Raw genomic sequence first — 21,333 nt, 5'->3', positions numbered from 1 at the left:
GCACGGTTCCCCGCACCCCTGGAAAGCCCAGGCCCTACGGGCCTGAGAAGCGCGGGGCGCAGCCGTGCTTCTCGGGGGCGCGGGGAACCGCGCGACCAGCCCCCACCGGACCCGCACCCGGACGACTTCATCCGGACGACCTCACCCGGACGACCTCAGGGGGAGGCCGGCGGATACAGCGACCGCGGCAGCTGCGACGCCGCGGCCGCGTCCAGCAGCCACAGGGTCCGCGACCGCCCGTACGCACCCGCGGCCGGCGCCTGGATCTCCCCCGCCCCGGACAGGGCGATGGCCGCGGCCCGCGCCTTGTCCTCACCCGCGGCGAGGAGCCACACCTCGCGCGCGGCCCGGATCGCTGGCAGCGTCAGCGTGATCCGCGTCGGCGGCGGCTTCGGCGCCCCATGGACCCCCACCACCGTCCGCTCGGTCTCCCGCACGGCCGGCGACTCGGGGAAGAGGGAGGCCACATGGGTGTCCGGCCCGACCCCGAGCATCAGCACGTCGAACGTCGGCACGGACCCGTGGTTCTCGGGCCCCGCCGCACGCGCCAGCTCCTCCGCGTACGTCGCGGCCGCCGCGCCCACGTCGGCACCCCACGGTCCGTCCGACGCGGGCATGGCGTGCACCCGCTTCGGGTCCAGCGGCACCGAGTCCAGCAGTGCCTCGCGGGCCTGGGTGACATTCCGCTCGGCGTCGCCCTCGGGCAGGAACCGCTCGTCGCCCCACCACAGGTCCAGCCGCGTCCAGTCGATCGCGTCCCGGGCGGGGGCCGCCGCCAGCGCGGCGAGCAGCCCGTTGCCGTTGCGGCCGCCCGTGAGGACCACCGAGGCGTAGCCGCGCGAGGCCTGCGCGTCCACGACCTTGGTGATCAGCCGGGCCGCGGCGGCCTGGGCCATCAGCTCCTTGTCGCGGTGCACGACCAGCTGCGGGGTACTCATGGCGCGGCCTTCTTCACGGGAGGCATCTGCGCGGGCGTGGGCCGCTCGGAGTCCTCGTCACCGGCGGCTCCCGCGGAGCCGCCCGAAGCCGGGGAGGCGACCGGACCCGACGGAGCGGCCGGCGGCAGCGCGGGCGCGGACGCGGACGCGCGGGCCGCGGCGGCGGCCGACGCGACGGCCGAACCCAGCCCGGGGCCGGAGCCGGAGACCGAGCCGGGTCCCGAACCCGGGACCGAAGAGGCCCCCGACGTGCCGCCCGCGGCTGCCGGCGCGGCCGCCGTGGTCGTCACCGGGGCCGTGGCGGCCGCCGGCGCACTGCCCGACGTGCTCCCGAAGGCCCCGCCCAGCCGGTCCACACCGAACCGCAGCGCCGACGCGTACGTGTCGTCGGGGTCGAGCCTGCGCAGCTCCTCCGCCAGCAGCTCGGACGTCTCCCGGCGCTTCAGCGCCACCGCGCGGTCCGGCTGGTCCTCCAGGGTGAGGAGGGCGAGGCCGCCATTGGGCCGGTACAGCCGGATGGGACCCGTGCTGGTCAGCATCCGCACCTCGTTGAGGCCGGGCCCGGCCGACACCCCACGCCGTACGTGGACGTGGAGCCGGTCCGCCAGCCACATCGCCAGCAGCTCCACGCTCGGGTTGTACTGCTCGCCCTGCACCTCCGCGGAGATGACCTCGCAGTCCACCTGGTCGAGCGCGGCGGCCAGCATGGAGCGCCAGGGGGTGATGCGGGTCCAGGCCAGATCCGTGTCACCGGGCTCGTAGTTGTCGGCGCGGGTCCGCAGCTCCTCGATGGGCTTCTCGGCGGCGTAGCTGTCGGTCACCCGGCGCTGGCCGAGCGCGCCCAGCGGGTCGCGGGCCGGGTCGAGCGGCGCGTTGACCGGCCACCAGACGACCACGGGCGCGTCCGGCAGCAGCAGCGGAAGCACCACCGACTGGGCGTGGTCGGCGACCTCGCCGTACAGCCGCAGCACGACCGTGTCACCGGTGCCGGCGTCCGCGCCCACCCGTACCTCGGCGTCGAGGCGGGACTTCGTGCGGTCGCGGGGGGAGCGGGAGACGCGCTTGATGACCACGATCGTGCGCGAAGGGTGCTCGCGGGAGGCGTCGTTGGCGGACTTGAGCGCGTCGTACGCGTTCTCCTCGTCCGTCACGATGACCAGCGTGAGCACCATGCCGACCGCCGGGGTGCCTATCTCCCGGCGGGCCTTGACCAGCGCCTTGTTGATCTTGCTGGCCGTGGTGTCCGTGAGGTCCGTCTTCATGGCCGGCGCCAGCTCCGTCCGTCTCGCTCCAGCATCTCGTCCGCCTCGACGGGACCCCAGGTGCCCGCCTGGTACTGCGCGGGCCTGCCGCTCTTGTCCCAGTACTCCTCGATCGGGTCGAGGATCTTCCAGGACAGCTCGACCTCCTCGGTGCGCGGGAACAGGTTCGAGTCGCCGAGCAGGACGTCGAGGATCAGGCGCTCGTACGCCTCGGGCGACGACTCGGTGAAGGACTCGCCGTACGCGAAGTCCATCGACACGTCCCGGATCTCCATGGACGTGCCGGGCACCTTGGAGCCGAAGCGGACCGTGACACCCTCGTCGGGCTGGACGCGGATGACGATCGCGTTCTGGCCCAGCTCCTCCGTGGCGGTCGAGTCGAACGGGGAGTGCGGGGCGCGCTGGAAGACGACCGCGATCTCCGTGACCCGGCGGCCGAGGCGCTTGCCCGTCCGCAGGTAGAACGGGACGCCCGCCCAGCGGCGGTTGTCGACCTCGACCTTGATCGCCGCGTAGGTGTCGGTCTTCGACCTGCGGTCGATGCCGTCTTCCTCGAGGTAGCCGATGACCTTCTCGCCGCCCTGCCAGCCCGCCGCGTACTGCGCGAACACGGTGTCCCGGCCCAGGTCCTTCGGCAGCCGCACCGCGCCGAGCACCTTGGTCTTCTCGGCGGCGAGCGCGTCCGCGTCGAAGGAGGCGGGCTCCTCCATCGCGGTCAGCGCCATCAGCTGCAGGAGGTGGTTCTGGATGACGTCACGGGCGGCGCCGATGCCGTCGTAGTAGCCCGCCCGGCCGCCGATGCCGATGTCCTCGGCCATCGTGATCTGCACGTGGTCCACGAAGGACCGGTTCCAGATCGGCTCGAACATCGTGTTGGCGAAACGGAGCGCCAGGATGTTCTGGACGGTCTCCTTGCCCAGGTAGTGGTCGATGCGGAAGACCTGGTCCGGGGCGAAGACCTCGTGCACGACCTTGTTGAGGTCCTCCGCCGAGGCCAGGTTGTGCCCGAACGGCTTCTCGATGACCGCGCGCCGCCAGGAGCCGCTGCTCTGGTCGGCCAGGCCGTGCTTCTTCAGCTGCTGGATCACGACCGGGAAGGCGGACGGCGGTACGGACAGGTAGAAGGCGAAGTTGCCGCCCGTGCCCTGCGCCTTGTCCAGCTCCTCGATGGTGTCGCGCAGCCGCTCGAAGGACTCGTCGTCGTCGAAGGTGCCCTGGACGAAGCGCATGCCCTGGATGAGCTGCTGCCAGACCTCCTCGCGGAAGGGCGTGCGGGCGTGCTCCTTGACCGCGTCGTGCACCTCCTGCGCGAAGTCCTCGTTGGCCCACTCCCGACGTGCGAAGCCGACGAGCGAGAAGCCCGGCGGCAGCAGTCCGCGATTGGCGAGGTCGTACACGGCAGGCATCAGCTTTTTACGTGACAAATCGCCTGTGACGCCGAAGATGACCAGGCCCGACGGCCCCGCGATACGCGGGAGCCGTCGGTCCGCGGCGTCACGCAGCGGATTGCTGCTCGACAAGGTGTTCAGCCCTCCGAGGGTGCGAGGCGCTGAAGCTCCGCCTCGGTCGACTTGAGCAGGTCGTTCCAGGACGCCTCGAACTTCTCGACGCCCTCGTCCTCCAGCAGCTGCACGACCTCGTCGTACGAGATCCCGAGCTTCTCGACCGCGTCCAGCTCGGCACGCGACTGCTCGTACGTCCCGGCGATCGCGTTGCCGCGGATCTCACCGCTCGCCGCGGTGGCCTCCAGCGTGGCCTCCGGCATGGTGTTCACCGTGTTCGGCGCGACCAGCTCGTCGACGTACAGCGTGCTCTTGTACGCCGGGTCCTTGACGCCGGTCGAGGCCCACAGCGGACGCTGCTTGTTGGCGCCCGCGCTCTCCAGGGCCGCCCAGCGACCGTCGGAGAAGACCTCCTCGTACGCCTGGTACGCGAGACGGGCGTTGGCGACACCGGCCTTGCCGCGTGCGGCCTTGGCCTCGTCGGTGCCGAGCGCGTCGATGCGCTTGTCGATCTCGGTGTCCACGCGGGACACGAAGAACGAGGCCACCGAGTGGATCTTCGACAGGTCGAGACCCCGCTCCTTGGCCTTCTCCAGACCTGCCAGGTAGGCGTCCATGACCTGGCGGTAGCGCTCCAGCGAGAAGATCAGCGTCACGTTGACGCTGATGCCGAGGCCGATGACCTCGGTGATGGCCGGCAGGCCGCCCATCGTGGCCGGGATCTTGATCAGCGTGTTGGGCCGGTCCACCAGCCAGGCCAGCTGCTTGGCCTCGGCGACCGTGGCCTTGGTGTCGTGCGCCAGGCGCGGGTCGACCTCGATGGAGACCCGGCCGTCCTGGCCGCCGGTCGCGTCGAAGACCGGGCGCAGGATGTCGGCGGCGTCACGGACGTCCGCCGTCGTGATCATGCGGATGGCCTCTTCGACGGTGACCTTGCGGGCGGCGAGGTCGGAGACCTGCTGCTCGTAGCCGTCACCGCTGCTGATGGCCTTCTGGAAGATCGACGGGTTGGTGGTGACGCCCACGACGTGCTGCTGGTCGAGCAGCTCGGCGAGGTTGCCGGACGTGATGCGCTTGCGCGACAGGTCGTCCAGCCAGATCGCGACGCCCTCCTCGGAGAGGCGCTTGAGTGCGTCTGTCATGGAATTACATCTCCTACGTGTGGATGGAAGCGTCTGTGAGCGTCAGCGCCGAGCCGTGGCGAGGGATTCCTGCGCGACCGCGGCCACGTTCTCGGCGGTGAAGCCGAACTCGCGGAAGAGGACCTTGCCGTCGGCCGAAGCGCCGAAGTGCTCCAGCGAGACGATGCGGCCGGCGTCCCCGACGTACTTGTGCCAGGTGAGCCCGATCCCGGCCTCGACCGCGACACGCGCCTTGACGGACGGCGGCAGAACGCTGTCCCGGTACCCCTGGTCCTGCTCCTCGAACCACTCCACGGACGGCATGGACACCACCCGCGTGGGCACCCCGTCGGCCTCCAGCCGCTCACGGGCCTCGACGGCCACGTGCACCTCGGAACCGGTGGCGATGAGAACGACCTCCGGCGTACCGCCCGACGCCTCGAAGAGGACGTAACCGCCCTTGGCGGCATTCTCGTCGGCCTCGTACGTGGGCACACCCTGACGGGTCAGCGCCAGACCGTGCGGGGCGCCCTTGCCGAACTCCTTGGTGTACCGCTTGAGGATCTCGCGCCAGGCGATCGCGGTCTCGTTGGCGTCGGCCGGGCGGACCACGTTCAGGCCCGGGATCGCCCGCAGCGCGGCCAGGTGCTCGACCGGCTGGTGCGTCGGGCCGTCCTCGCCCAGACCGATGGAGTCGTGCGTCCACACGTACGTCACCGGCAGGTGCATCAGCGCCGACAGGCGCACGGCGTTGCGCATGTAGTCGGAGAACACGAGGAACGTGCCGCCGAAGATACGGGTGTTGCCGTGCAGCGCGATGCCGTTCATCTCCGCGGCCATGGCGTGCTCACGGATGCCGAAGTGGATCGTGCGGCCGTAGGGGTTCGCCTCCGGCAGCGGGTTGTCCGCCGGGAGGAACGACGACGTCTTGTCGATCGTCGTGTTGTTCGAACCGGCGAGGTCGGCGGAGCCGCCCCACAGCTCGGGGATCACCGCGCCGAGCGCCTGGAGCACCTTGCCGGACGCGGCACGCGTCGCGACACCCTTGCCCGTCTCGAACTCGGGCAGGTGCGACTCCCAGCCCTCGGGCAGCTCGCCCGCGCTGATCCGGTCGAACTCGGCGGCGCGCCCGGCGTTGCCGTCACGCCACTCCTGCAGCTGCTTCTCCCAGACGGCACGGGCCTCACGGCCGCGCTCGCCCAGGGCGCGCGTGTGCGCGATGACCTCGTCCGCGACCTCGAAGTTCTTCTCGGGGTCGAAGCCGAGGACCCGCTTGGTGGCGGCGACCTCGTCCGCGCCGAGCGCCGAGCCGTGCGCGGCCTCGGTGTTCTGCGCGTTCGGGGCCGGCCAGGCGATGATCGAGCGCATCGCGATGAACGACGGACGGTCGGTGACGGCCTTCGCGGCCTCGATCGCCGCGAACAGCGCCGCGGGGTCGAGGTCGCCGTTCTCCTGGGGCTCCACGCGCTGCACGTGCCAGCCGTAGGCCTCGTACCGCTTGACGGTGTCCTCGGACACGGCGGTCTCGGTGTCGCCCTCGATCGAGATGTGGTTGTCGTCCCACAGCAGGACCAGGTTGCCGAGCTTCTGGTGACCGGCCAGCGAGGACGCCTCGGCGGAGATGCCCTCCTGGAGGCAGCCGTCACCGGCGATCACGAAGATGTGGTGATCGAACGGGGACTCGCCGACAGCGGCCTCCGGGTCGAACAGGCCGCGCTCGTAGCGGGCGGCCATCGCCATGCCCACCGCGTTGGCCACACCCTGGCCGAGCGGGCCGGTCGTCGTCTCGACGGCCTTGGTGTGCCCGTACTCGGGGTGACCCGGGGTCTTCGAACCCCAGGTGCGGAAGGACTCCAGGTCCTGGAGCTCCAGGCCGAAGCCGCCCAGGTACAGCTGGATGTAGAGGGTCAGGGAGGAGTGGCCGGCGGACAGGACGAACCGGTCACGGCCCACCCAGTCGGGGTCGGCGGGGTCGTGGCGCATCACCTTCTGGAAGAGGGTGTACGCGGCGGGCGCGAGGCTCATCGCCGTACCCGGATGGCCGTTGCCGACCTTCTGGACGGCGTCGGCGGCCAGGATCCGGGCGGTGTCGACGGCCCGCTGGTCCAATTCGTTCCACGCGAGGTCTGTAGTGGTCGGCTTGGTGCTCACCCTGGGTCAGGGCTCCTCTCCACATGTCTCGTGCCGGTGTTCTTCACGGCACCGGCCGTTGTCGAGCCTACCCCCGTAGGAACGCGCATTTTTTCGAGTCATTCCAGACTGCCGGGACTGTGTCCCGTCCGCCTCCCGACCAGTGGTTCGCATGCTGAGACCAGGGGGTTCCGCTGTTCGACATGTGAATACGCAGCCGCTCATCCGACTGCTCAACGCACGTGTGTCCGGCTCGCCCCGGAGCACCCGCCAACACGACCCACCCCCCTTGAAAGGCTGGCTCTGGGCAACGTCTACAGTGGCGTGGTACGCGCGAGCCGTTACGGGGAGTTCACGACCGGAGGCTTGCTGAGGAGTCTCTGTCAGGGGTGTGCGTGACGGCCGTCGAATCCCGTCCACCGGGCGTGCTGGGCGCGAGCAGCACGAGCAGCAGCCGGGGTCAGCGGCCGATCGGGGCCCGAGTCATGGCGTTCGTGGCGCTCACCAAGCCGCGGATCATCGAGCTGCTGCTGATCACCACCGTTCCGGTGATGTTCCTCGCGGAGCAGGGCGTCCCGGACCTCTGGCTGGTGCTCGCCACCTGCGTCGGCGGCTACCTCTCGGCCGGCGGTGCCAACGCGCTCAACATGTACATCGACCGCGACATCGACGCGCTCATGGAGCGCACGTCCCAGCGGCCGCTGGTCACCGGCATGGTCACCCCGCGTGAGGGCCTGGTCTTCGGCCTCACCCTCGCGGCCGTCTCCACCGCCTGGTTCGGCCTCCTCGTCAACTGGCTGTCCGCCTGGCTGTCGCTCGGGGCGCTCCTCTTCTACGTCGTCGTCTACACGATGATCCTCAAACGGCGTACGTCGCAGAACATCGTCTGGGGCGGCATCGCCGGCTGCATGCCGGTCCTCATCGGCTGGTCCGCCGTCACGAACTCGATGTCGTGGGCCGCCGTCATCCTCTTCCTGGTCATCTTCTTCTGGACCCCGCCGCACTACTGGCCCCTGTCCATGAAGGTGAAGGACGACTACGCCCGCGTCGGCGTCCCGATGCTCCCCGTGGTCGCGTCCAACAAGGTCGTCGCGCGGCAGATCGTCCTCTACAGCTGGGTGATGGTCGCCGTCTCCCTGCTGCTGACCCCCCTCGGCTACACGGGCTGGTTCTACACCGCGGTCGCCCTGGTGACGGGCGGCTGGTGGCTCTGGGAGGCGCACGCCCTCCAGAACCGCGCGAAGAACGGCACCACCGGCGCCAAGCTCAAGGAGATGCGCCTCTTCCACTGGTCGATCACCTACGTGTCGCTGCTGTTCGTGGCGGTGGCGGTGGACCCCTTCCTGCGCTGAGGCCGCGCCCCACAAGGGGCGCGGGGCCGTGGCGATGTGCGGCTCCGCCGTGTGGGCGCGGCTACCACGACGCACGCGCCCGCGCACCGCGCCACGCGGCGGCGAGTGGCCAAGCCCACTGACCCCGCCCGTCGCCCGAGCGAATACCCATCGGTAGCATCCTGACCATGTCAGACACCAAGCAGGCAGACGAGGCCGGGGCAACCAAGGCCGCCGCCAAGGCCGAGCGCCGAGCGGCCCGGCTGGCCAAGCAGATCGGCGCCTTCGCCAAGGCCCACGGGGGAGCCGAGGCCCAGGTCGCCTACATCGGCCAACTCGGCGCACGCATCGTCCTCGTCGGTGAGGACGGCGGCTGGGGCGATCTCGTCGCCCCCACCCACGCCGTCGCCGAGCTGGCCGTCCAGAAGGCCGGCGTCACCGTGCACGAGGACTTCGACGGCGAGTTCGCCGCCAAGGTGCGGACCGGCCCGTACGAATGGTCACGGATGGCCGGAATCCAGGTCGGCGGACCCGCCAACAGCAACACCTGAGCCCGGCTCACCCGTTAGGACCTGTGCGAGTGCACAGGTCCAGCCCCGGGGAGCCCGATGATCGAGACGCCGTCCCTCGTGGACCAGTACTGCCACGGCGTACTGCGCACGGAGTTGGGCCTCGGCACCTTCGAGGCCCACCTCGCGCGCAGCGAGGGCCCGCCCGCGCCCGGCACCACCTTCTTCGACACCCAGACGGGCTTCGCCGTACGCCGCTGGTGCCCGCCCCTGCTCGGTCTGGAACCCCACTGCCCGCCGGCCCGCTATCTGGCCCGGCGCCGCGAACTGGGCGTACTGGAGGCCGGCCGCAGACTCCTGCGGGGCAGCGGCATCACGACCTACCTCGTCGACACGGGGCTGCCCGGCGACCTCACCGGCCCGGGCGAGATGGCCTCCACCGCGGACGCCGACGCCCATGAGATCGTCCGCCTCGAACTCCTCGCCGAACAGGTCGCCGACACCTCCGGCACCGTCGAGGCGTTCCTGGCCAATCTCGCCGAGTCGGTGCACGCGGCCGCCGCGAACGCCGTCGCCTTCACCTCGGTGTCGGGTGTACGGCACGGCCTGGCGTTCGCGCCCGAGCCGCCCGGGCCGGGGGAGGTGCGCGGCGCGGTGGGGCGCTGGCTCGCGCACCGGCCGGTCGGCGGGGCGCTCACCGACCCGGTCCTCCTGCGCCATCTGCTGTGGATCGCCGTCGCCTCGGGCCGCCCCCTCCAGCTCCACGCGGGCCTCGGCGAACCGGGCCTGCGCATCGACGCCACCGACCCCGTCCTGCTGACCGACTTCGCCCGCGCCACGGCCGGCCTCGGCACCGACCTGGTCCTGCTGCACGGCTACCCCTACCACCGCCACGCGGCCCATCTCGCCGGGGTCTTCCCGCACGTCCACGTCGACCTGGGCGCCGAACTCGTGCGCACCGGCGCACGCGCCACCGCCGTGCTCGCCGAGGTCCTGGAACTCGCCCCCTTCGGCAAGGTCCTCTTCTCCAGCGGCGCGCACGGCCTGCCCGAGCTGCACGTGGTCGGGGCCCGGCTGTTCCGCGAGGCGCTGGCCCGGGTGCTGGGGGCCTGGGTGGCGGAGGGCGCCTGGTCGCCGGCGGACGCGCAGCGCGTGGCGGGACTGGTCGCGGCGGGGAACGCGCGGCGGGTGTACGGGCTGGGGTGAGCCGATGAGACTGACCGTATGACCCCCAGCGACGCGAGGGGCGGCCTCCCCGCCCCCGCCACCGACACCGCGGCCCTCGTCGGACGGTTCCTCGACGGGCTGCGGGACCTCACCCCGCTCGCCCTCTGGGCCCACGGCTCCCTCGGCGGCGGCGACTACCAGGAGGGCCGCAGCGACCTGGACCTGATCGCCGTCCTGGACGGCCCGGTCACCGCCCGGACCGCATGGCGGGTGGGGCGCCTGCACGCCGGCCTGCGCCACACGCCACTGGCGGCGAACCTGCACTGCTCGTATCCGACGCCCGGCACGGCGGCGGCCGACGCCGGCCGCCCGCACCTGACCTGGGCGCACGGGCGGCTGTTCCGGCGCACGATCACCCCGGTCACCCGGCGTGAGCTGCTCACGTTCGGGCTCGTCCTGCACGGCGAACCGCCCGGGGCGCTGCTGCCGCCGGTCTCCGACACCGAGCTCGACGCCTTCGTCCTGCGCGACCAGCGGGATTTCTGGCGCCCGGCGGTGGACCGGGCCCACCTGTGGGACCAGGACGTCTGGGTCGACCTCGGACTGCTCACCCTGGCCCGCGCCACCGTCACCCTGCGCGAGGGCCGGCTCATCACCAAGCGCGAGGCCCTGGACCTGCTGCCCGCCCTGGGCGCCCCCGCCGAGGTGGTCGAGGACATCGCCCGGCGCCGGTACGGGCGCCGGGCCGGGCGGGTGCCTCACCGGGGCGAGCTGACCCGGCTGTTCCTCGGCCCGGCGATCGACGACCTCGTACGGACGTACGGCTGACGCGGGCCCGTCCCCCCGTCCGGGCCTTCGCCGTCCGTGCCTCAGCCCTGCGCGGCGACCGGTGTCTCGGTGACGGCCGGACCCGGCACGTCCGCCCCCTCCACCTCGTCCGCCGGCCGTTCACGAAGCGACAGCAGGACGCGGAGCGTGGCGATCCACACCAGGCAGGAACCCAGCATGTGCGCGCCGACCAGGATCTCGGGAAGGTCGGTGAAGTACTGGACGTAGCCGACGACGCCCTGGGCCAGCAGGACCAGGAACAGGTCACGGGTGCGGTTCAGCGGCTCGCGCGGGGCGTCCACCGCCTTCAGGACGAACCACAGGGCGAAGGTGAGCGTCACCACGATCCAGGCCAGCACCGCGTGCAGCTTGGTGACGTTCTCCCAGTTCAGCGGAATGCGATGGACCTCGCTGGAGTCGCCGGCGTGCGGGCCGGCGCCCGTGACGACCGTGCCCACCGCGATCAGCAGCAGGGTGACGCCCACCAGGATCGCCACCAGCTGCCGCACCGCCTGGCCGACCAGCGGACGCGGGGCGGTGTCGCCCTCGCCGGTGCGGTGCCACATCACGGCGGCGACGGCGATGAGGGCGGTGGAGAGCAGGAAGTGCGCGGCCACGGTGTACGGGTTGAGGCCGACCAGGACGACGATGCCGCCCAGCACGGCGTTGCTCATGACGACCCAGAACTGCGCCCAGCCCAGCCGGGTCAGACCGCGACGGTACGGCTTCTGCGAGCGCGCGGCGACGATCGCCCAGCCGACCGCCGCGCACAGCACGTACGTCAGCAAGCGGTTGCCGAACTCGATGTAGCCGTGGACGCCCATCTCACGGGTCGCGGTGATCGAGTCCTCGGTGCACTTGGGCCAGGTCGGGCAGCCGAGGCCCGACCCGGTGAGCCGTACGGCACCGCCGGTCACCACGATCACCACCGCCATGACGAGGGCGGCGAGGGCCGCCCGCCGGACCGTTCCGGGGTCCGGGGTCCAGCGGTCGGCGATGAAGGCGAGCGGGTTGCGCGCAGCGGAGACGAGGTCGTCGCGGGTCGGTTTCGGCACGCGCACCATGGTAGGCCCGCCGCTTGTGCACGCGTTCACGAGGGTACGGCCGGTCCGGTGACCTGCGCTTATTCCCAGCGGAAGTACCGGGCCGCCGCACCCAGCCCGAGCACCGCCCACACGGCGAGGATCCCGAGGTCGCCCCAGGGAACGCCGGCGCCGTGCTGGAGGACGTCCCGCAGCCCGTCCGACAGGGCCGCGATCGGGAGCAGCCCGAGCACGCTCTGCGCCGCGTCCGGGAACTTCTCCAGCGGGACCACGACGCCACCGCCCACCAGCAGCAGCAGGAAGACCAGGTTCGCCGCCGCCAGTGTCGCCTCCGCCTTCAACGTGCCCGCCATCAGCAGCCCGAGGCCGGAGAAGGCGGCCGTACCGAGGACCAGCAGGAGCAGTACGGCGAAGGGGTTGCCGTGCGGGTCCCAGCCCATCGCGAAGGCGATCACCGTGAGCAGGACCACCTGGAGGATCTCCGTGACCAGCACGGACAGGGTCTTCGCGGTCATCAGGCCCCAGCGCGGGAGCGGCGAGACCGCCAGCCGCTTCAGCACGCCGTAGCGGCGCTCGAAGCCGGTGGCGATGGCCTGTCCGGTGAACGCCGTCGACATCACGGCGAGCGCCAGGACGCCCGGCGCCAGGAAGTCGACCGCCTCGCCCTCGCCCGTGTCGACGATGTCCACCGAGCCGAACAGCACCAGCAGCAGGGTCGGGATGACCACGGTGAGCAGCAGCTGTTCGCCGTTGCGCAGCAGCATCCGTGTCTCCAGGGCCGCCTGCGCCGCGATCATGCGGGGCAGGGGGGCGGCGCCCGGCTTCGGCGCGTAGGTGCCGGCGCCCCTGTCGGTCGTCGCGCTCATGAACGCAGCTCCTTGCCGGTCAGCTCCAGGAAGACGTCCTCCAGGGTGTGCCGCTCCACCGAGATGCGGTCCGGCATCACCCCGTGCTGGGCGCACCAGGAGGTGACGGTCGCGAGGAGTTGCGGGTTGATCTTGCCGGTCACCCGGTAGACACCGGGCGTCAGCTCGACGGCGGCGGAGTCCGCCGGGAGGGCCTTGAGCAGGGAGCCGACGTCGAGGGCGGGGCGGCCGGTGAAGCGCAGGGTGTTCTCGGCACCGCCCCGGCACAGCTCCTCGGGCGAGCCCTGGGCGACGACCCGGCCGCCGTCGATGATCGCGACGTCGTCCGCGAGCTGCTCGGCCTCGTCCATGTGGTGCGTGGTGAGGATGACCGCGACGCCGTCCGCGCGCAGGTCCCGGACCAGCTCCCAGGTGGCCCGGCGGGCCTGCGGGTCGAGGCCGGCGGTGGGCTCGTCGAGGAAGACCAGCTCGGGGCGGCCGATCACGGCCATCGCGAGGGCGAGCCGCTGCTGCTGGCCGCCGGAGAGCCGGCGGTAGGCGGTGCGGCCGCAGCCGCCGAGCCCCAGCCGCTCGATCAGGACGTCCATGTCGAGGGGGTGGGCGTGCAGCCGGGCCACGTGCCGGAGCATCTCCTCCGCGCGGGCGCCGGAGTAGACGCCGCCGGACTGGAGCATCACGCCTATCCGGGGGCGCAGGGCCGCGGCCTCGCGGACCGGGTCGAGACCGAGGACGGACACCGAGCCGGAGTCCGGGCTCCGGTAGCCCTCACAGGTCTCGATCGTGGTCGTCTTCCCCGCGCCGTTGGGGCCGAGGACGGCGGTGACGCCCGCTCGGGCCGTCAGGTCCAGGCCGTCCACCGCGGTCTTGTCGCCGTACCGTTTCACCAGGGAGCGGACCTGGACCACGGGGTCACTTCGCATGGGCCCGAGTCTAGGGACGCGGCCGGGCGCCGAGGCGGCCGGGTCCGGAGATCTCCTCCTCACGGGGACGGTGCAACGGGAGCCAGCGCTCGGCGTACGCCACCGCGTCGGCCACCGGGAACAGACGTACGTCCGCCGCGCCCGCCCTGGTCCGGCGGATGCCCCGGTCGCGTTCGAAGTCGTGGCCCAGCTCGTCGAACCGGTCCGAGTCGATCGACACCTCGGTCACCACCTCCCAGCCGTCCGGACCCGGCCGGCCGACCTCGACCAGCGGCGCGGGCGTGCGGTACTCGGCCAGGTGGAAGCTGGTGCAGGTGTCGTAGCCCGCGCCGAGCAGGAGTACCCGGGCGCCCGCCCGCTCCAGCCGGGCCAGCGGGCTGCGTTCACCGAGGCGGCAGTCGGGGGCGTGGTCGGCGAGGAGCGCGGCCGCGGCCGGGCCGATCGCCGCGAACGACGTCTGGGGGTGCGCGCTGCGCAGGGCGCCCGGCCAGGTCCGTACCGTCTCGGGGATCACGCCGACCCCGCGGGAGGGCGTGATCGCGGGGTCGTAGGCGGGCATGGTCACCCGTATGGGCTCCCACCACTCCTCGGGCACCGGCGGACGGGCCCAGAGCGCGGGATCCGAGAGGTCACCGGTCTGGGTGGGCACGACCAGGGTGCCGTCCGGACCGAGCGCGTCGAGCAGCGCCCGGACCACCGTGACCGCGCCTCCGCAGACCCAGCCGAGCGCGCTGAGCGAGGAGTGCACGAGGAGGGTCTCGCCGGGTTCGACACCGGCGGCGCGCAGGTCCGCCGCCAGGCCGGCGCGGGTGACGAGCGGGCCGGTGGGAGGGGTTGTCGGCATGGTGTGGCAGTCTTCCGGAGCCGCTCGCGCGGCGCCACCGACTTGATCGATCAATGATCGTTTCCCCAGGTCAGCTTAGGTTTACCTAAGTGATGCACGGCACCGGCCGCCCGTCCGGGCGCGGCTTGCCCCTGTCTGAGGAATTACGCAACAATGGCGTTGTGAAAAACGTCGGCGAGGCTCCGCAGGAGGAACTCGCGACCGGTGAGCGGTCCACCCGCAACCGTGTCGCGCGCTCCATCCTGTCCCACGGCCCGTCCACGGTCGCCGACCTCGCCGGGCGCCTCGGCCTCACCCAGGCCGCCGTCCGTCGGCACCTCGACGCACTGGTCGGCGACGACGTCGTGCAGCCCCGCGAGCAGCGCGTCTACGGCGCGCGCACGCGCGGGCGCCCCGCCAAGGTGTTCGCTCTGACGGACTGCGGCCGGGACGCGTTCGACCAGTCCTACGACAAGCTCGCCATGGACGCGCTCCACTGGATCGCCGACCAGGAGGGCGGGGAGCAGGCCGTCGCCGCTTTCGCCCGGGCCCGGGTCGCCTCCGAGGCCGGCGCCTACCGCCGGGCCGTCGAGGCCGCGGACCCCGAGGACAGGACCGAAGCCCTGGCCAAGGCCCTGAGTGCCGACGGGTACGCTGCTACGGCGCGCAGCGCGCCCCACCCGCACCAGGGAGAGCAGCTCTGCCAGCACCACTGCCCGGTAGCGCATGTCGCCGAGCGGTTCCCGCAGCTCTGCGAGGCCGAGACCGAGCTCTTCGCCGAGCTGCTCGGCACACACGTCCAGCGGCTGGCCACCATCGCCCACGGCGACGGCGTCTGCACGACGTTCATCCCCAGAATTCCCCACACAGCCACCGACACCGCATCTGCACGTACCGCCGGGAGGAACCCCGCATGACGCTCCCCATCGAGGAGACCGCCCACCCCGAGCTCGAGGGTCTGGGTAACTACGAATACGGCTGGGCCGACTCCGACGTGGCCGGTGCCTCTGCCAAGCGCGGTATCAACGAGGACGTCGTCCGCGACATCTCGGCCAAGAAGAACGAGCCGGAGTGGATGACCAAGCTCCGTCTCAAGGGCCTGCGCCTGTTCGAGAAGAAGCCCATGCCGAACTGGGGCTCGGACCTGTCCGGCATCGACTTCGACAACATCAAGTACTTCGTGCGCTCCACGGAGAAGCAGGCGGAGTCCTGGGAGGACCTGCCCGAGGACATCAAGAACACGTACGACAAGCTCGGCATCCCCGAGGCGGAGAAGCAGCGCCTCGTCGCGGGCGTCGCGGCCCAGTACGAGTCCGAGGTCGTCTACCACCAGATCCGTGAGGACCTGGAGGAGCAGGGCGTCATCTTCCTCGACACCGACACCGCCCTGAGGGAGCACCCCGAACTCTTCAAGGAGTACTTCGGCACGGTCATCCCGGTCGGCGACAACAAGTTCGCGTCGCTGAACACCGCGGTGTGGTCCGGCGGCTCCTTCATCTACGTGCCGAAGGGCGTGCACGTGGAGATCCCGCTCCAGGCCTACTTCCGTATCAACACGGAGAACATGGGCCAGTTCGAGCGGACGCTGATCATCGTCGACGAGGACGCCTACGTCCACTACGTCGAGGGCTGTACGGCCCCGATCTACAAGTCGGACTCCCTGCACTCCGCGGTCGTCGAGATCATCGTCAAGAAGGGCGCCCGCTGCCGCTACACGACCATCCAGAACTGGTCGAACAACGTCTACAACCTGGTCACCAAGCGCGCCGTGGCGTACGAGGGCGCGACCATGGAGTGGATCGACGGCAACATCGGTTCCAAGGTCACCATGAAGTACCCGGCCGTCTACCTGATGGGCGAGCACGCCAAGGGCGAGACGCTCTCCATCGCCTTCGCGGGCGAGGGGCAGCACCAGGACGCCGGCTCCAAGATGGTCCACATGGCGCCGAACACCTCCTCCAACATCGTCTCCAAGTCGGTGGCGCGCGGCGGCGGCCGTACCTCCTACCGCGGCCTGGTCGAGATCGGCGAGGGCGCGCCCGGCTCCAAGTCGAACGTGCTGTGCGACGCCCTGCTCGTCGACACGATCTCCCGCTCCGACACCTACCCGTACGTCGACGTCCGCGAGGACGACGTGTCCATGGGCCACGAGGCGACCGTCTCCAAGGTCTCCGATGACCAGCTGTTCTACCTGATGAGCCGCGGCCTGACCGAGTTCGAGGCCATGGCGATGATCGTGCGCGGCTTCGTCGAGCCCATCGCGAAGGAGCTGCCCATGGAGTACGCGCTGGAGCTCAACCGGCTGATCGAGCTGCAGATGGAAGGCGCGGTCGGCTGACGCGCCGTCGGATCAGCAGCTAGCGGCCCGCCTCCCCGGGCGGGCCGAGGTTCGAAACGTAGGAAGAGAGCAGACCGACAGCCATGGCTGAGGCTCAGAACATCCCGGTGGGCTCCACCACCGCCGGCGCGGTGGCCGTTGCCGCCGAGTCGACCGTCGCCACGCGCATGAGCGCGCCCCCGTCCTTCGACGTGGCGGACTTCCCGGTCCCGCACGGCCGTGAGGAGGAGTGGCGGTTCACCCCGCTGGAGCGGCTGCGCGGGCTGCACGACGGCACCGCCGTCGCGAGCGACGGCGGCCTGAAGGTCGACGTGCAGGCCCCCGAGGGCGTCACCGTCGAGGGCGTCGGCCGCGACGACGCGCGCCTCGGCAGGGCGGGCACCCCCGTGGACCGCATCGCCGCCCAGGCCTACTCGGCGTTCGAGCGGGCCGGCGTGATCACCGTCCCCAAGGAGACGGTCCTCGCCGAGCCGATCCGGATCGCCGTGCACGGCGAGGGCGGCACCGCCTTCGCCCACCAGGTGATCGAGCTGGGCGCCTTCGCCGAGGCCGTCGTCGTCATCGACCACACCGGTGACGCCGTCCTCGCGGCCAACGTCGACTACGTCCTCGGTGACGGCGCCAAGCTGACCGTCGTCTCCGTCCAGGACTGGGACGACAAGGCCGTGCACGTGGCCCAGCACAACGCCCTCGTCGGCCGGGACGCGAGCTTCAAGTCGGTCGTCGTCACCTTCGGCGGCGACGTCGTCCGCCTCCACCCGCGCGTCTCCTACGCCGGCACCGGCGGCGAGGCCGAGCTGTTCGGGCTGTACTTCACGGACGCCGGCCAGCACCAGGAGCACCGCCTCCTGGTCGACCACAACGTCCCGCACTGCAAGTCGAACGTCGTCTACAAGGGCGCGCTCCAGGGCGAGGGCGCCCACGCCGTCTGGATCGGCGACGTGCTCATCGAGGCCAAGGCCGAGGGCACCGACACCTACGAGATGAACCGGAACCTGGTCCTCACGGACGGCGCCCGGGTCGACTCGGTGCCGAACCTGGAGATCGAGACCGGCGAGATCGTCGGCGCCGGCCACGCCTCCGCGACCGGCCGCTTCGACGACGAGCAGCTGTTCTACCTGATGGCCCGCGGTATCCCGGCCGACGAGGCCCGCCGTCTCGTCGTCCGCGGCTTCTTCGCCGAGCTGGTCCAGCAGATCGGTGTCGACGACATCCAGGAGCGGCTCCTCGCGAAGATCGACGAGGAGCTGGAGACTGTGACTGGATCCGGCCGATGACCACCTACGTACGCGCCTGCGGGCTGAGCGAGCTGGAGGACGACACCCCGAAAAGGGTGGAGCTCGACGGCACGCCGGTCTCGGTCGTGCAGACCGAGGGCGAGGTGTTCGCCATCCACGACATCTGCTCGCACGCGAACGTCTCGCTCTCCGAGGGCGAGGTGGAGGACTGCCAGATCGAGTGCTGGCTGCACGGCTCCGCGTTCGACCTCAGAACCGGCAAGCCGTCCGGTCTTCCCGCGACGCGCCCCGTCCCCGTATACCCCGTAAAGATCGAAGGGGACGACGTGCTCGTCTCCCTCTCCCAGGAGTCCTGAGGCACCCATGGCAACGCTTGAAATCCACGACCTGCACGTCACCGTCGAGGCCGACAACGCCACGAAGGAGATCCTCAAGGGCGTCGACCTCACCGTGAAGCAGGGCGAGACGCACGCCATCATGGGCCCGAACGGCTCCGGCAAGTCGACCCTCGCCTACTCCCTCGCGGGTCACCCGAAGTACACGATCACCGGCGGCACCGTCACCCTCGACGGCGAGGACGTCCTGGAGATGTCCGTCGACGAGCGCGCCCGCGCGGGCCTGTTCCTGGCGATGCAGTACCCGGTCGAGGTCCCCGGCGTCTCGGTCTCCAACTTCCTGCGCACCTCCGCCACCGCCATCCGCGGCGAGGCCCCCAAGCTCCGCACCTGGGTGAAGGAGGTCAAGGAGGCCATGCAGCGCCTCAACATGGACCCCGCCTTCGCCGAGCGCAACGTCAACGAGGGCTTCTCCGGCGGTGAGAAGAAGCGCCACGAGATCCTCCAGCTGGAGCTGCTCAAGCCGAAGATCGCGATCCTCGACGAGACGGACTCCGGTCTGGACGTCGACGCGCTGCGCATCGTCTCCGAGGGCGTGAACCGCGTCCGCGAGACCGGTGAGGTCGGCACCCTGCTGATCACCCACTACACGCGCATCCTGCGCTACATCAAGCCCGACCACGTGCACGTGTTCGCGAACGGCCGTATCGCCGAGTCCGGCGGCCCGGAGCTCGCCGACCAGCTCGAGTCCGAGGGCTACGACAAGTACGTGAAGGGTGGCGCATCCGCGTGACACAGCTGCCGGGCCTCCTCGACACCGAGGCGATCCGCAAGGACTTCCCCATCCTGGACCGCCAGGTCCACGACGGTAAGAAGCTCGTGTACCTGGACAACGCGGCGACCTCGCAGAAGCCGCGCCAGGTGCTGGACGCCCTGAGCGAGTACTACGAGCGCTACAACGCCAACGTCCACCGCGGTGTGCATGTGCTCGCCGAGGAGGCCACGGCGCTGTACGAGGGCGCGCGCGACAAGGTCGCCGCTTTCATCAACGCGCCCTCGCGCGACGAGGTGATCTTCACCAAGAACGCCTCCGAGTCGCTGAACCTCGTGGCGAACATGCTCGGCTGGGCCGACGAGCCCTACCGGGTGGACGCCGAGACCGAGATCGTCATCACGGAGATGGAGCACCACTCCAACATCGTGCCGTGGCAGCTGCTCGCGCAGCGCACGGGCGCGAAGCTGAAGTGGTTCGGGCTGACCGACGACGGCCGGCTCGACCTGTCCAACATCGACGAGATCATCACCGAGAAGACGAAGATCGTCTCCTTCGTGCTGGTCTCCAACATCCTCGGCACGGTCAACCCCGTCGAGGCGATAGTGCGCCGGGCGCAGGAGGTCGGCGCCCTGGTCTGCATCGACGCCTCGCAGGCCGCGCCGCACATGCCGCTGGACGTGCAGGCCCTCCAGGCCGACTTCGTGGCCTTCACCGGCCACAAGATGTGCGGTCCGACGGGCATCGGCGTGCTCTGGGGCCGCCAGGAGCTGCTGGAGGACCTGCCTCCCTTCCTCGGCGGCGGCGAGATGATCGAGACGGTGTCGATGCACTCGTCGACGTACGCCCCCGCCCCGCACAAGTTCGAGGCGGGCACCCCGCCGATCGCCCAGGCGGTCGGCCTCGGCGCGGCGATCGACTACCTCAACTCCATCGGCATGGACAAGATCCTCGCCCATGAGCACGCGATCACCGAGTACGCGGTGAAGCGGCTCACGGAGGTGCCTGACCTGCGGATCATCGGCCCGGCCACGGCCGAGGAGCGGGGTGCGGCGATCTCCTTCACGCTCGGCGACATCCACCCGCACGACGTGGGCCAGGTGCTCGACGAGCAGGGCATCGCGGTCCGGGTCGGCCACCACTGTGCCCGTCCGGTCTGCCTGCGCTACGGAATTCCCGCGACCACCCGAGCGTCGTTCTATCTGTACTCCACCCCGGCCGAGATCGACGCCCTGGTCGACGGCCTGGAGCACGTACGGAACTTCTTCGGCTGAGGGGACGAGCGATCGCATGAAGCTGGACTCGATGTACCAGGAAGTCATCCTGGACCACTACAAGCACCCGCACGGCCGGGGCTTGCGGGACGGTGACGCCGAGGTGCACCACGTGAACCCGACGTGCGGCGACGAGATCACCCTGCGAGTGAAGTACGACGGCACGACCGTCGAGGACGTGTCGTACGAGGGCCAGGGCTGTTCGATCAGCCAGGCATCGGCCTCCGTGCTGAACGACCTCCTGGTCGGCAAGGACCTCTCGGACGCGCGGAAGATCCAGGAGACCTTCCTGGAGCTGATGCAGTCCAAGGGGAAGATCGAGCCGGACGACGCGATGGAGGAGGTGCTGGAGGACGCGGTCGCGTTCGCCGGTGTCTCCAAGTACCCCGCACGGGTCAAGTGCGCCCTCCTCAGCTGGATGGCGTGGAAGGACGCGACGGCCCAGGCGCTGGGCGCCGACGCCGACGTCGAAAGGAAGACGGCATGAGCGAGACCCTGGAGATGAAGCCGGCCTCCGAGGAGGAGGTCCGCGAGGCCCTGTACGACGTCGTCGACCCCGAGCTGGGCATCGATGTCGTCAACCTCGGCCTCATCTACGGCATTCACATCGACGACGCGAACATCGCGACGATCGACATGACCCTGACCTCCGCGGCCTGTCCGCTGACGGACGTCATCGAGGACCAGGCCAAGTCCGCGACGGACGGCATCGTCAACGAACTCCGCATCAACTGGGTCTGGATGCCCCCGTGGGGCCCCGACAAGATCACCGACGACGGCCGCGAGCAGCTGAGGGCGCTCGGCTTCAACGTCTGAGATGTGACAGGGGTGTGGGGCCCCCCGGATGTTTGAATAGCCCGGGGGCAAACCCCAAGGGCAGGTGGGGGCAGCGGGGTTAAGACCTGCCCGTTTGCAAGCGGTAGCCCGTAGGCATAC

21 protein-coding genes are annotated in these 21,333 nt (G+C 70.8%); 12 read left to right on the top strand and 9 right to left on the bottom strand.

What is annotated here, in order from left to right; all coding sequences use genetic code 11:
• Positions 1–155 precede the first annotated feature (155 nt).
• Genes pgl through tkt form a run of 5 tightly spaced genes read right to left on the bottom strand, consistent with a single transcriptional unit; the run spans position 156 to position 6,974 of the window.
• Positions 156–938: a 6-phosphogluconolactonase gene (gene pgl / locus ACFU5F_RS09250; RefSeq protein WP_383884213.1), complete on the bottom strand. Its 783-nt coding sequence runs from the start codon at positions 936–938 to the stop codon at positions 156–158.
• A complete protein-coding gene (opcA, locus tag ACFU5F_RS09245; RefSeq protein ID WP_383884210.1) occupies positions 935–2,200 on the bottom strand; it encodes a glucose-6-phosphate dehydrogenase assembly protein OpcA in 1,266 nt (421 codons plus the stop codon). Before opcA ends, pgl begins: the two co-directional genes overlap by 4 nt.
• Positions 2,197–3,729, bottom strand: coding sequence for a glucose-6-phosphate dehydrogenase (gene zwf, locus ACFU5F_RS09240; protein WP_374194952.1), 1,533 nt, complete (start codon positions 3,727–3,729; stop codon positions 2,197–2,199). Before zwf ends, opcA begins: the two co-directional genes overlap by 4 nt.
• Positions 3,726–4,844, bottom strand: a complete 1,119-nt coding sequence (tal, locus tag ACFU5F_RS09235) for a transaldolase (RefSeq protein WP_383884207.1) — start codon at positions 4,842–4,844, stop codon at positions 3,726–3,728. Before tal ends, zwf begins: the two co-directional genes overlap by 4 nt.
• A gap of 42 nt (positions 4,845–4,886) precedes the next feature.
• Positions 4,887–6,974 carry a transketolase gene (tkt, locus tag ACFU5F_RS09230; RefSeq protein WP_383884205.1) on the bottom strand — a complete coding sequence of 696 codons (2,088 nt, stop codon included), beginning with the start codon at positions 6,972–6,974 and terminating at the stop codon, positions 4,887–4,889.
• A gap of 374 nt (positions 6,975–7,348) precedes the next feature.
• On the opposite strand from tkt, the gene ACFU5F_RS09225 reads away from it, so the two are divergent.
• From ACFU5F_RS09225 to ACFU5F_RS09210, 4 genes are all read left to right on the top strand, one after another.
• Positions 7,349–8,305 carry a heme o synthase gene (locus ACFU5F_RS09225; protein ID WP_383884202.1) on the top strand — a complete coding sequence of 319 codons (957 nt, stop codon included), beginning with the start codon at positions 7,349–7,351 and terminating at the stop codon, positions 8,303–8,305.
• Between the two features lie 167 nt (positions 8,306–8,472).
• On the top strand, positions 8,473–8,835 hold the full coding sequence (locus ACFU5F_RS09220; RefSeq protein ID WP_383884199.1) for a hypothetical protein: 363 nt from the start codon (positions 8,473–8,475) through the stop codon (positions 8,833–8,835).
• A 57-nt stretch (positions 8,836–8,892) separates the two neighbouring features.
• On the top strand, positions 8,893–9,999 hold the full coding sequence (locus ACFU5F_RS09215) for an amidohydrolase family protein (protein ID WP_383884196.1): 1,107 nt from the start codon (positions 8,893–8,895) through the stop codon (positions 9,997–9,999).
• 18 nt (positions 10,000–10,017) lie between these two features.
• Positions 10,018–10,788 carry a nucleotidyltransferase gene (locus ACFU5F_RS09210; RefSeq protein ID WP_383884193.1) on the top strand — a complete coding sequence of 257 codons (771 nt, stop codon included), beginning with the start codon at positions 10,018–10,020 and terminating at the stop codon, positions 10,786–10,788.
• Positions 10,789–10,829: 41 nt separating this feature from the next.
• Here the strand turns inward: ACFU5F_RS09210 and ACFU5F_RS09205 are convergent, their stop codons facing one another.
• The 4 genes from ACFU5F_RS09205 to ACFU5F_RS09190 are packed head-to-tail and all read right to left on the bottom strand — an operon-like array spanning position 10,830 to position 14,461.
• Entirely contained in the window at positions 10,830–11,852 is a 1,023-nt protein-coding gene (locus ACFU5F_RS09205) for a heme A synthase (protein ID WP_383884191.1), read from the bottom strand.
• Positions 11,853–11,911: 59 nt separating this feature from the next.
• Positions 11,912–12,697, bottom strand: a complete 786-nt coding sequence (locus ACFU5F_RS09200) for an ABC transporter permease (RefSeq protein ID WP_383884189.1) — start codon at positions 12,695–12,697, stop codon at positions 11,912–11,914.
• The gene (locus ACFU5F_RS09195; protein WP_383884186.1) at positions 12,694–13,617 is read right to left on the bottom strand and encodes an ABC transporter ATP-binding protein; all 924 of its coding nucleotides are present in this window, start codon (positions 13,615–13,617) and stop codon (positions 12,694–12,696) included. Before ACFU5F_RS09195 ends, ACFU5F_RS09200 begins: the two co-directional genes overlap by 4 nt.
• 10 nt (positions 13,618–13,627) lie before the next feature.
• Complete coding sequence (locus tag ACFU5F_RS09190) at positions 13,628–14,461, bottom strand: aminoglycoside N(3)-acetyltransferase (protein WP_383884183.1); 834 nt, start codon at positions 14,459–14,461, stop codon at positions 13,628–13,630.
• A 161-nt stretch (positions 14,462–14,622) separates the two neighbouring features.
• On the opposite strand from ACFU5F_RS09190, the gene ACFU5F_RS09185 reads away from it, so the two are divergent.
• From ACFU5F_RS09185 to ACFU5F_RS09150, 8 genes are all read left to right on the top strand, one after another.
• Positions 14,623–15,357, top strand: coding sequence for a helix-turn-helix transcriptional regulator (locus ACFU5F_RS09185; RefSeq protein WP_383884180.1), 735 nt, complete (start codon positions 14,623–14,625; stop codon positions 15,355–15,357).
• Positions 15,354–16,778: a Fe-S cluster assembly protein SufB gene (sufB, locus tag ACFU5F_RS09180; protein WP_383884177.1), complete on the top strand. Its 1,425-nt coding sequence runs from the start codon at positions 15,354–15,356 to the stop codon at positions 16,776–16,778. Before ACFU5F_RS09185 ends, sufB begins: the two co-directional genes overlap by 4 nt.
• Before the next feature lie 83 nt (positions 16,779–16,861).
• A complete protein-coding gene (gene sufD, locus ACFU5F_RS09175) occupies positions 16,862–18,055 on the top strand; it encodes a Fe-S cluster assembly protein SufD (RefSeq protein WP_383884175.1) in 1,194 nt (397 codons plus the stop codon).
• Positions 18,052–18,372, top strand: coding sequence for a non-heme iron oxygenase ferredoxin subunit (locus tag ACFU5F_RS09170; RefSeq protein ID WP_383884172.1), 321 nt, complete (start codon positions 18,052–18,054; stop codon positions 18,370–18,372). Before sufD ends, ACFU5F_RS09170 begins: the two co-directional genes overlap by 4 nt.
• A gap of 7 nt (positions 18,373–18,379) precedes the next feature.
• Positions 18,380–19,144 carry a Fe-S cluster assembly ATPase SufC gene (gene sufC, locus ACFU5F_RS09165; protein ID WP_383884170.1) on the top strand — a complete coding sequence of 255 codons (765 nt, stop codon included), beginning with the start codon at positions 18,380–18,382 and terminating at the stop codon, positions 19,142–19,144.
• Entirely contained in the window at positions 19,141–20,397 is a 1,257-nt protein-coding gene (locus tag ACFU5F_RS09160) for a cysteine desulfurase (protein WP_383884167.1), read from the top strand. The genes sufC and ACFU5F_RS09160 overlap by 4 nt, the downstream gene beginning before the upstream one ends.
• Before the next feature lie 16 nt (positions 20,398–20,413).
• Positions 20,414–20,884, top strand: coding sequence for a Fe-S cluster assembly sulfur transfer protein SufU (gene sufU, locus ACFU5F_RS09155; protein ID WP_059079336.1), 471 nt, complete (start codon positions 20,414–20,416; stop codon positions 20,882–20,884).
• Positions 20,881–21,213, top strand: coding sequence for a metal-sulfur cluster assembly factor (locus ACFU5F_RS09150; protein ID WP_005477879.1), 333 nt, complete (start codon positions 20,881–20,883; stop codon positions 21,211–21,213). Before sufU ends, ACFU5F_RS09150 begins: the two co-directional genes overlap by 4 nt.
• Positions 21,214–21,333 lie beyond the last annotated feature (120 nt).

The organism is Streptomyces sp. NPDC057438 (assembly GCF_042802995.1).
In the GTDB taxonomy this organism is placed as follows: Bacteria; Actinomycetota; Actinomycetes; order Streptomycetales; family Streptomycetaceae; genus Streptomyces.
The sequence above is the reverse complement of the archived record's forward strand: the minus strand, read 5'-3'. Positions and strand labels throughout refer to the sequence as shown.

Coding starts and splice junctions, on each gene's coding strand:
- pgl (WP_383884213.1), bottom strand. CDS start 938: ATGAGTACCCCGCAGCTGGTCGTGCACCGCGACAAGGAGCTGATGGCC.
- opcA (WP_383884210.1), bottom strand. CDS start 2,200: ATGAAGACGGACCTCACGGACACCACGGCCAGCAAGATCAACAAGGCG.
- tal (WP_383884207.1), bottom strand. CDS start 4,844: ATGACAGACGCACTCAAGCGCCTCTCCGAGGAGGGCGTCGCGATCTGG.
- ACFU5F_RS09220 (WP_383884199.1), top strand. CDS start 8,473: ATGTCAGACACCAAGCAGGCAGACGAGGCCGGGGCAACCAAGGCCGCC.
- ACFU5F_RS09215 (WP_383884196.1), top strand. CDS start 8,893: ATGATCGAGACGCCGTCCCTCGTGGACCAGTACTGCCACGGCGTACTG.
- ACFU5F_RS09210 (WP_383884193.1), top strand. CDS start 10,018: ATGACCCCCAGCGACGCGAGGGGCGGCCTCCCCGCCCCCGCCACCGAC.
- ACFU5F_RS09205 (WP_383884191.1), bottom strand. CDS start 11,852: ATGGTGCGCGTGCCGAAACCGACCCGCGACGACCTCGTCTCCGCTGCG.
- ACFU5F_RS09200 (WP_383884189.1), bottom strand. CDS start 12,697: ATGAGCGCGACGACCGACAGGGGCGCCGGCACCTACGCGCCGAAGCCG.
- ACFU5F_RS09195 (WP_383884186.1), bottom strand. CDS start 13,617: ATGCGAAGTGACCCCGTGGTCCAGGTCCGCTCCCTGGTGAAACGGTAC.
- ACFU5F_RS09190 (WP_383884183.1), bottom strand. CDS start 14,461: ATGCCGACAACCCCTCCCACCGGCCCGCTCGTCACCCGCGCCGGCCTG.
- sufB (WP_383884177.1), top strand. CDS start 15,354: ATGACGCTCCCCATCGAGGAGACCGCCCACCCCGAGCTCGAGGGTCTG.
- sufD (WP_383884175.1), top strand. CDS start 16,862: ATGGCTGAGGCTCAGAACATCCCGGTGGGCTCCACCACCGCCGGCGCG.
- ACFU5F_RS09170 (WP_383884172.1), top strand. CDS start 18,052: ATGACCACCTACGTACGCGCCTGCGGGCTGAGCGAGCTGGAGGACGAC.
- sufC (WP_383884170.1), top strand. CDS start 18,380: ATGGCAACGCTTGAAATCCACGACCTGCACGTCACCGTCGAGGCCGAC.
- sufU (WP_059079336.1), top strand. CDS start 20,414: ATGAAGCTGGACTCGATGTACCAGGAAGTCATCCTGGACCACTACAAG.
- ACFU5F_RS09150 (WP_005477879.1), top strand. CDS start 20,881: ATGAGCGAGACCCTGGAGATGAAGCCGGCCTCCGAGGAGGAGGTCCGC.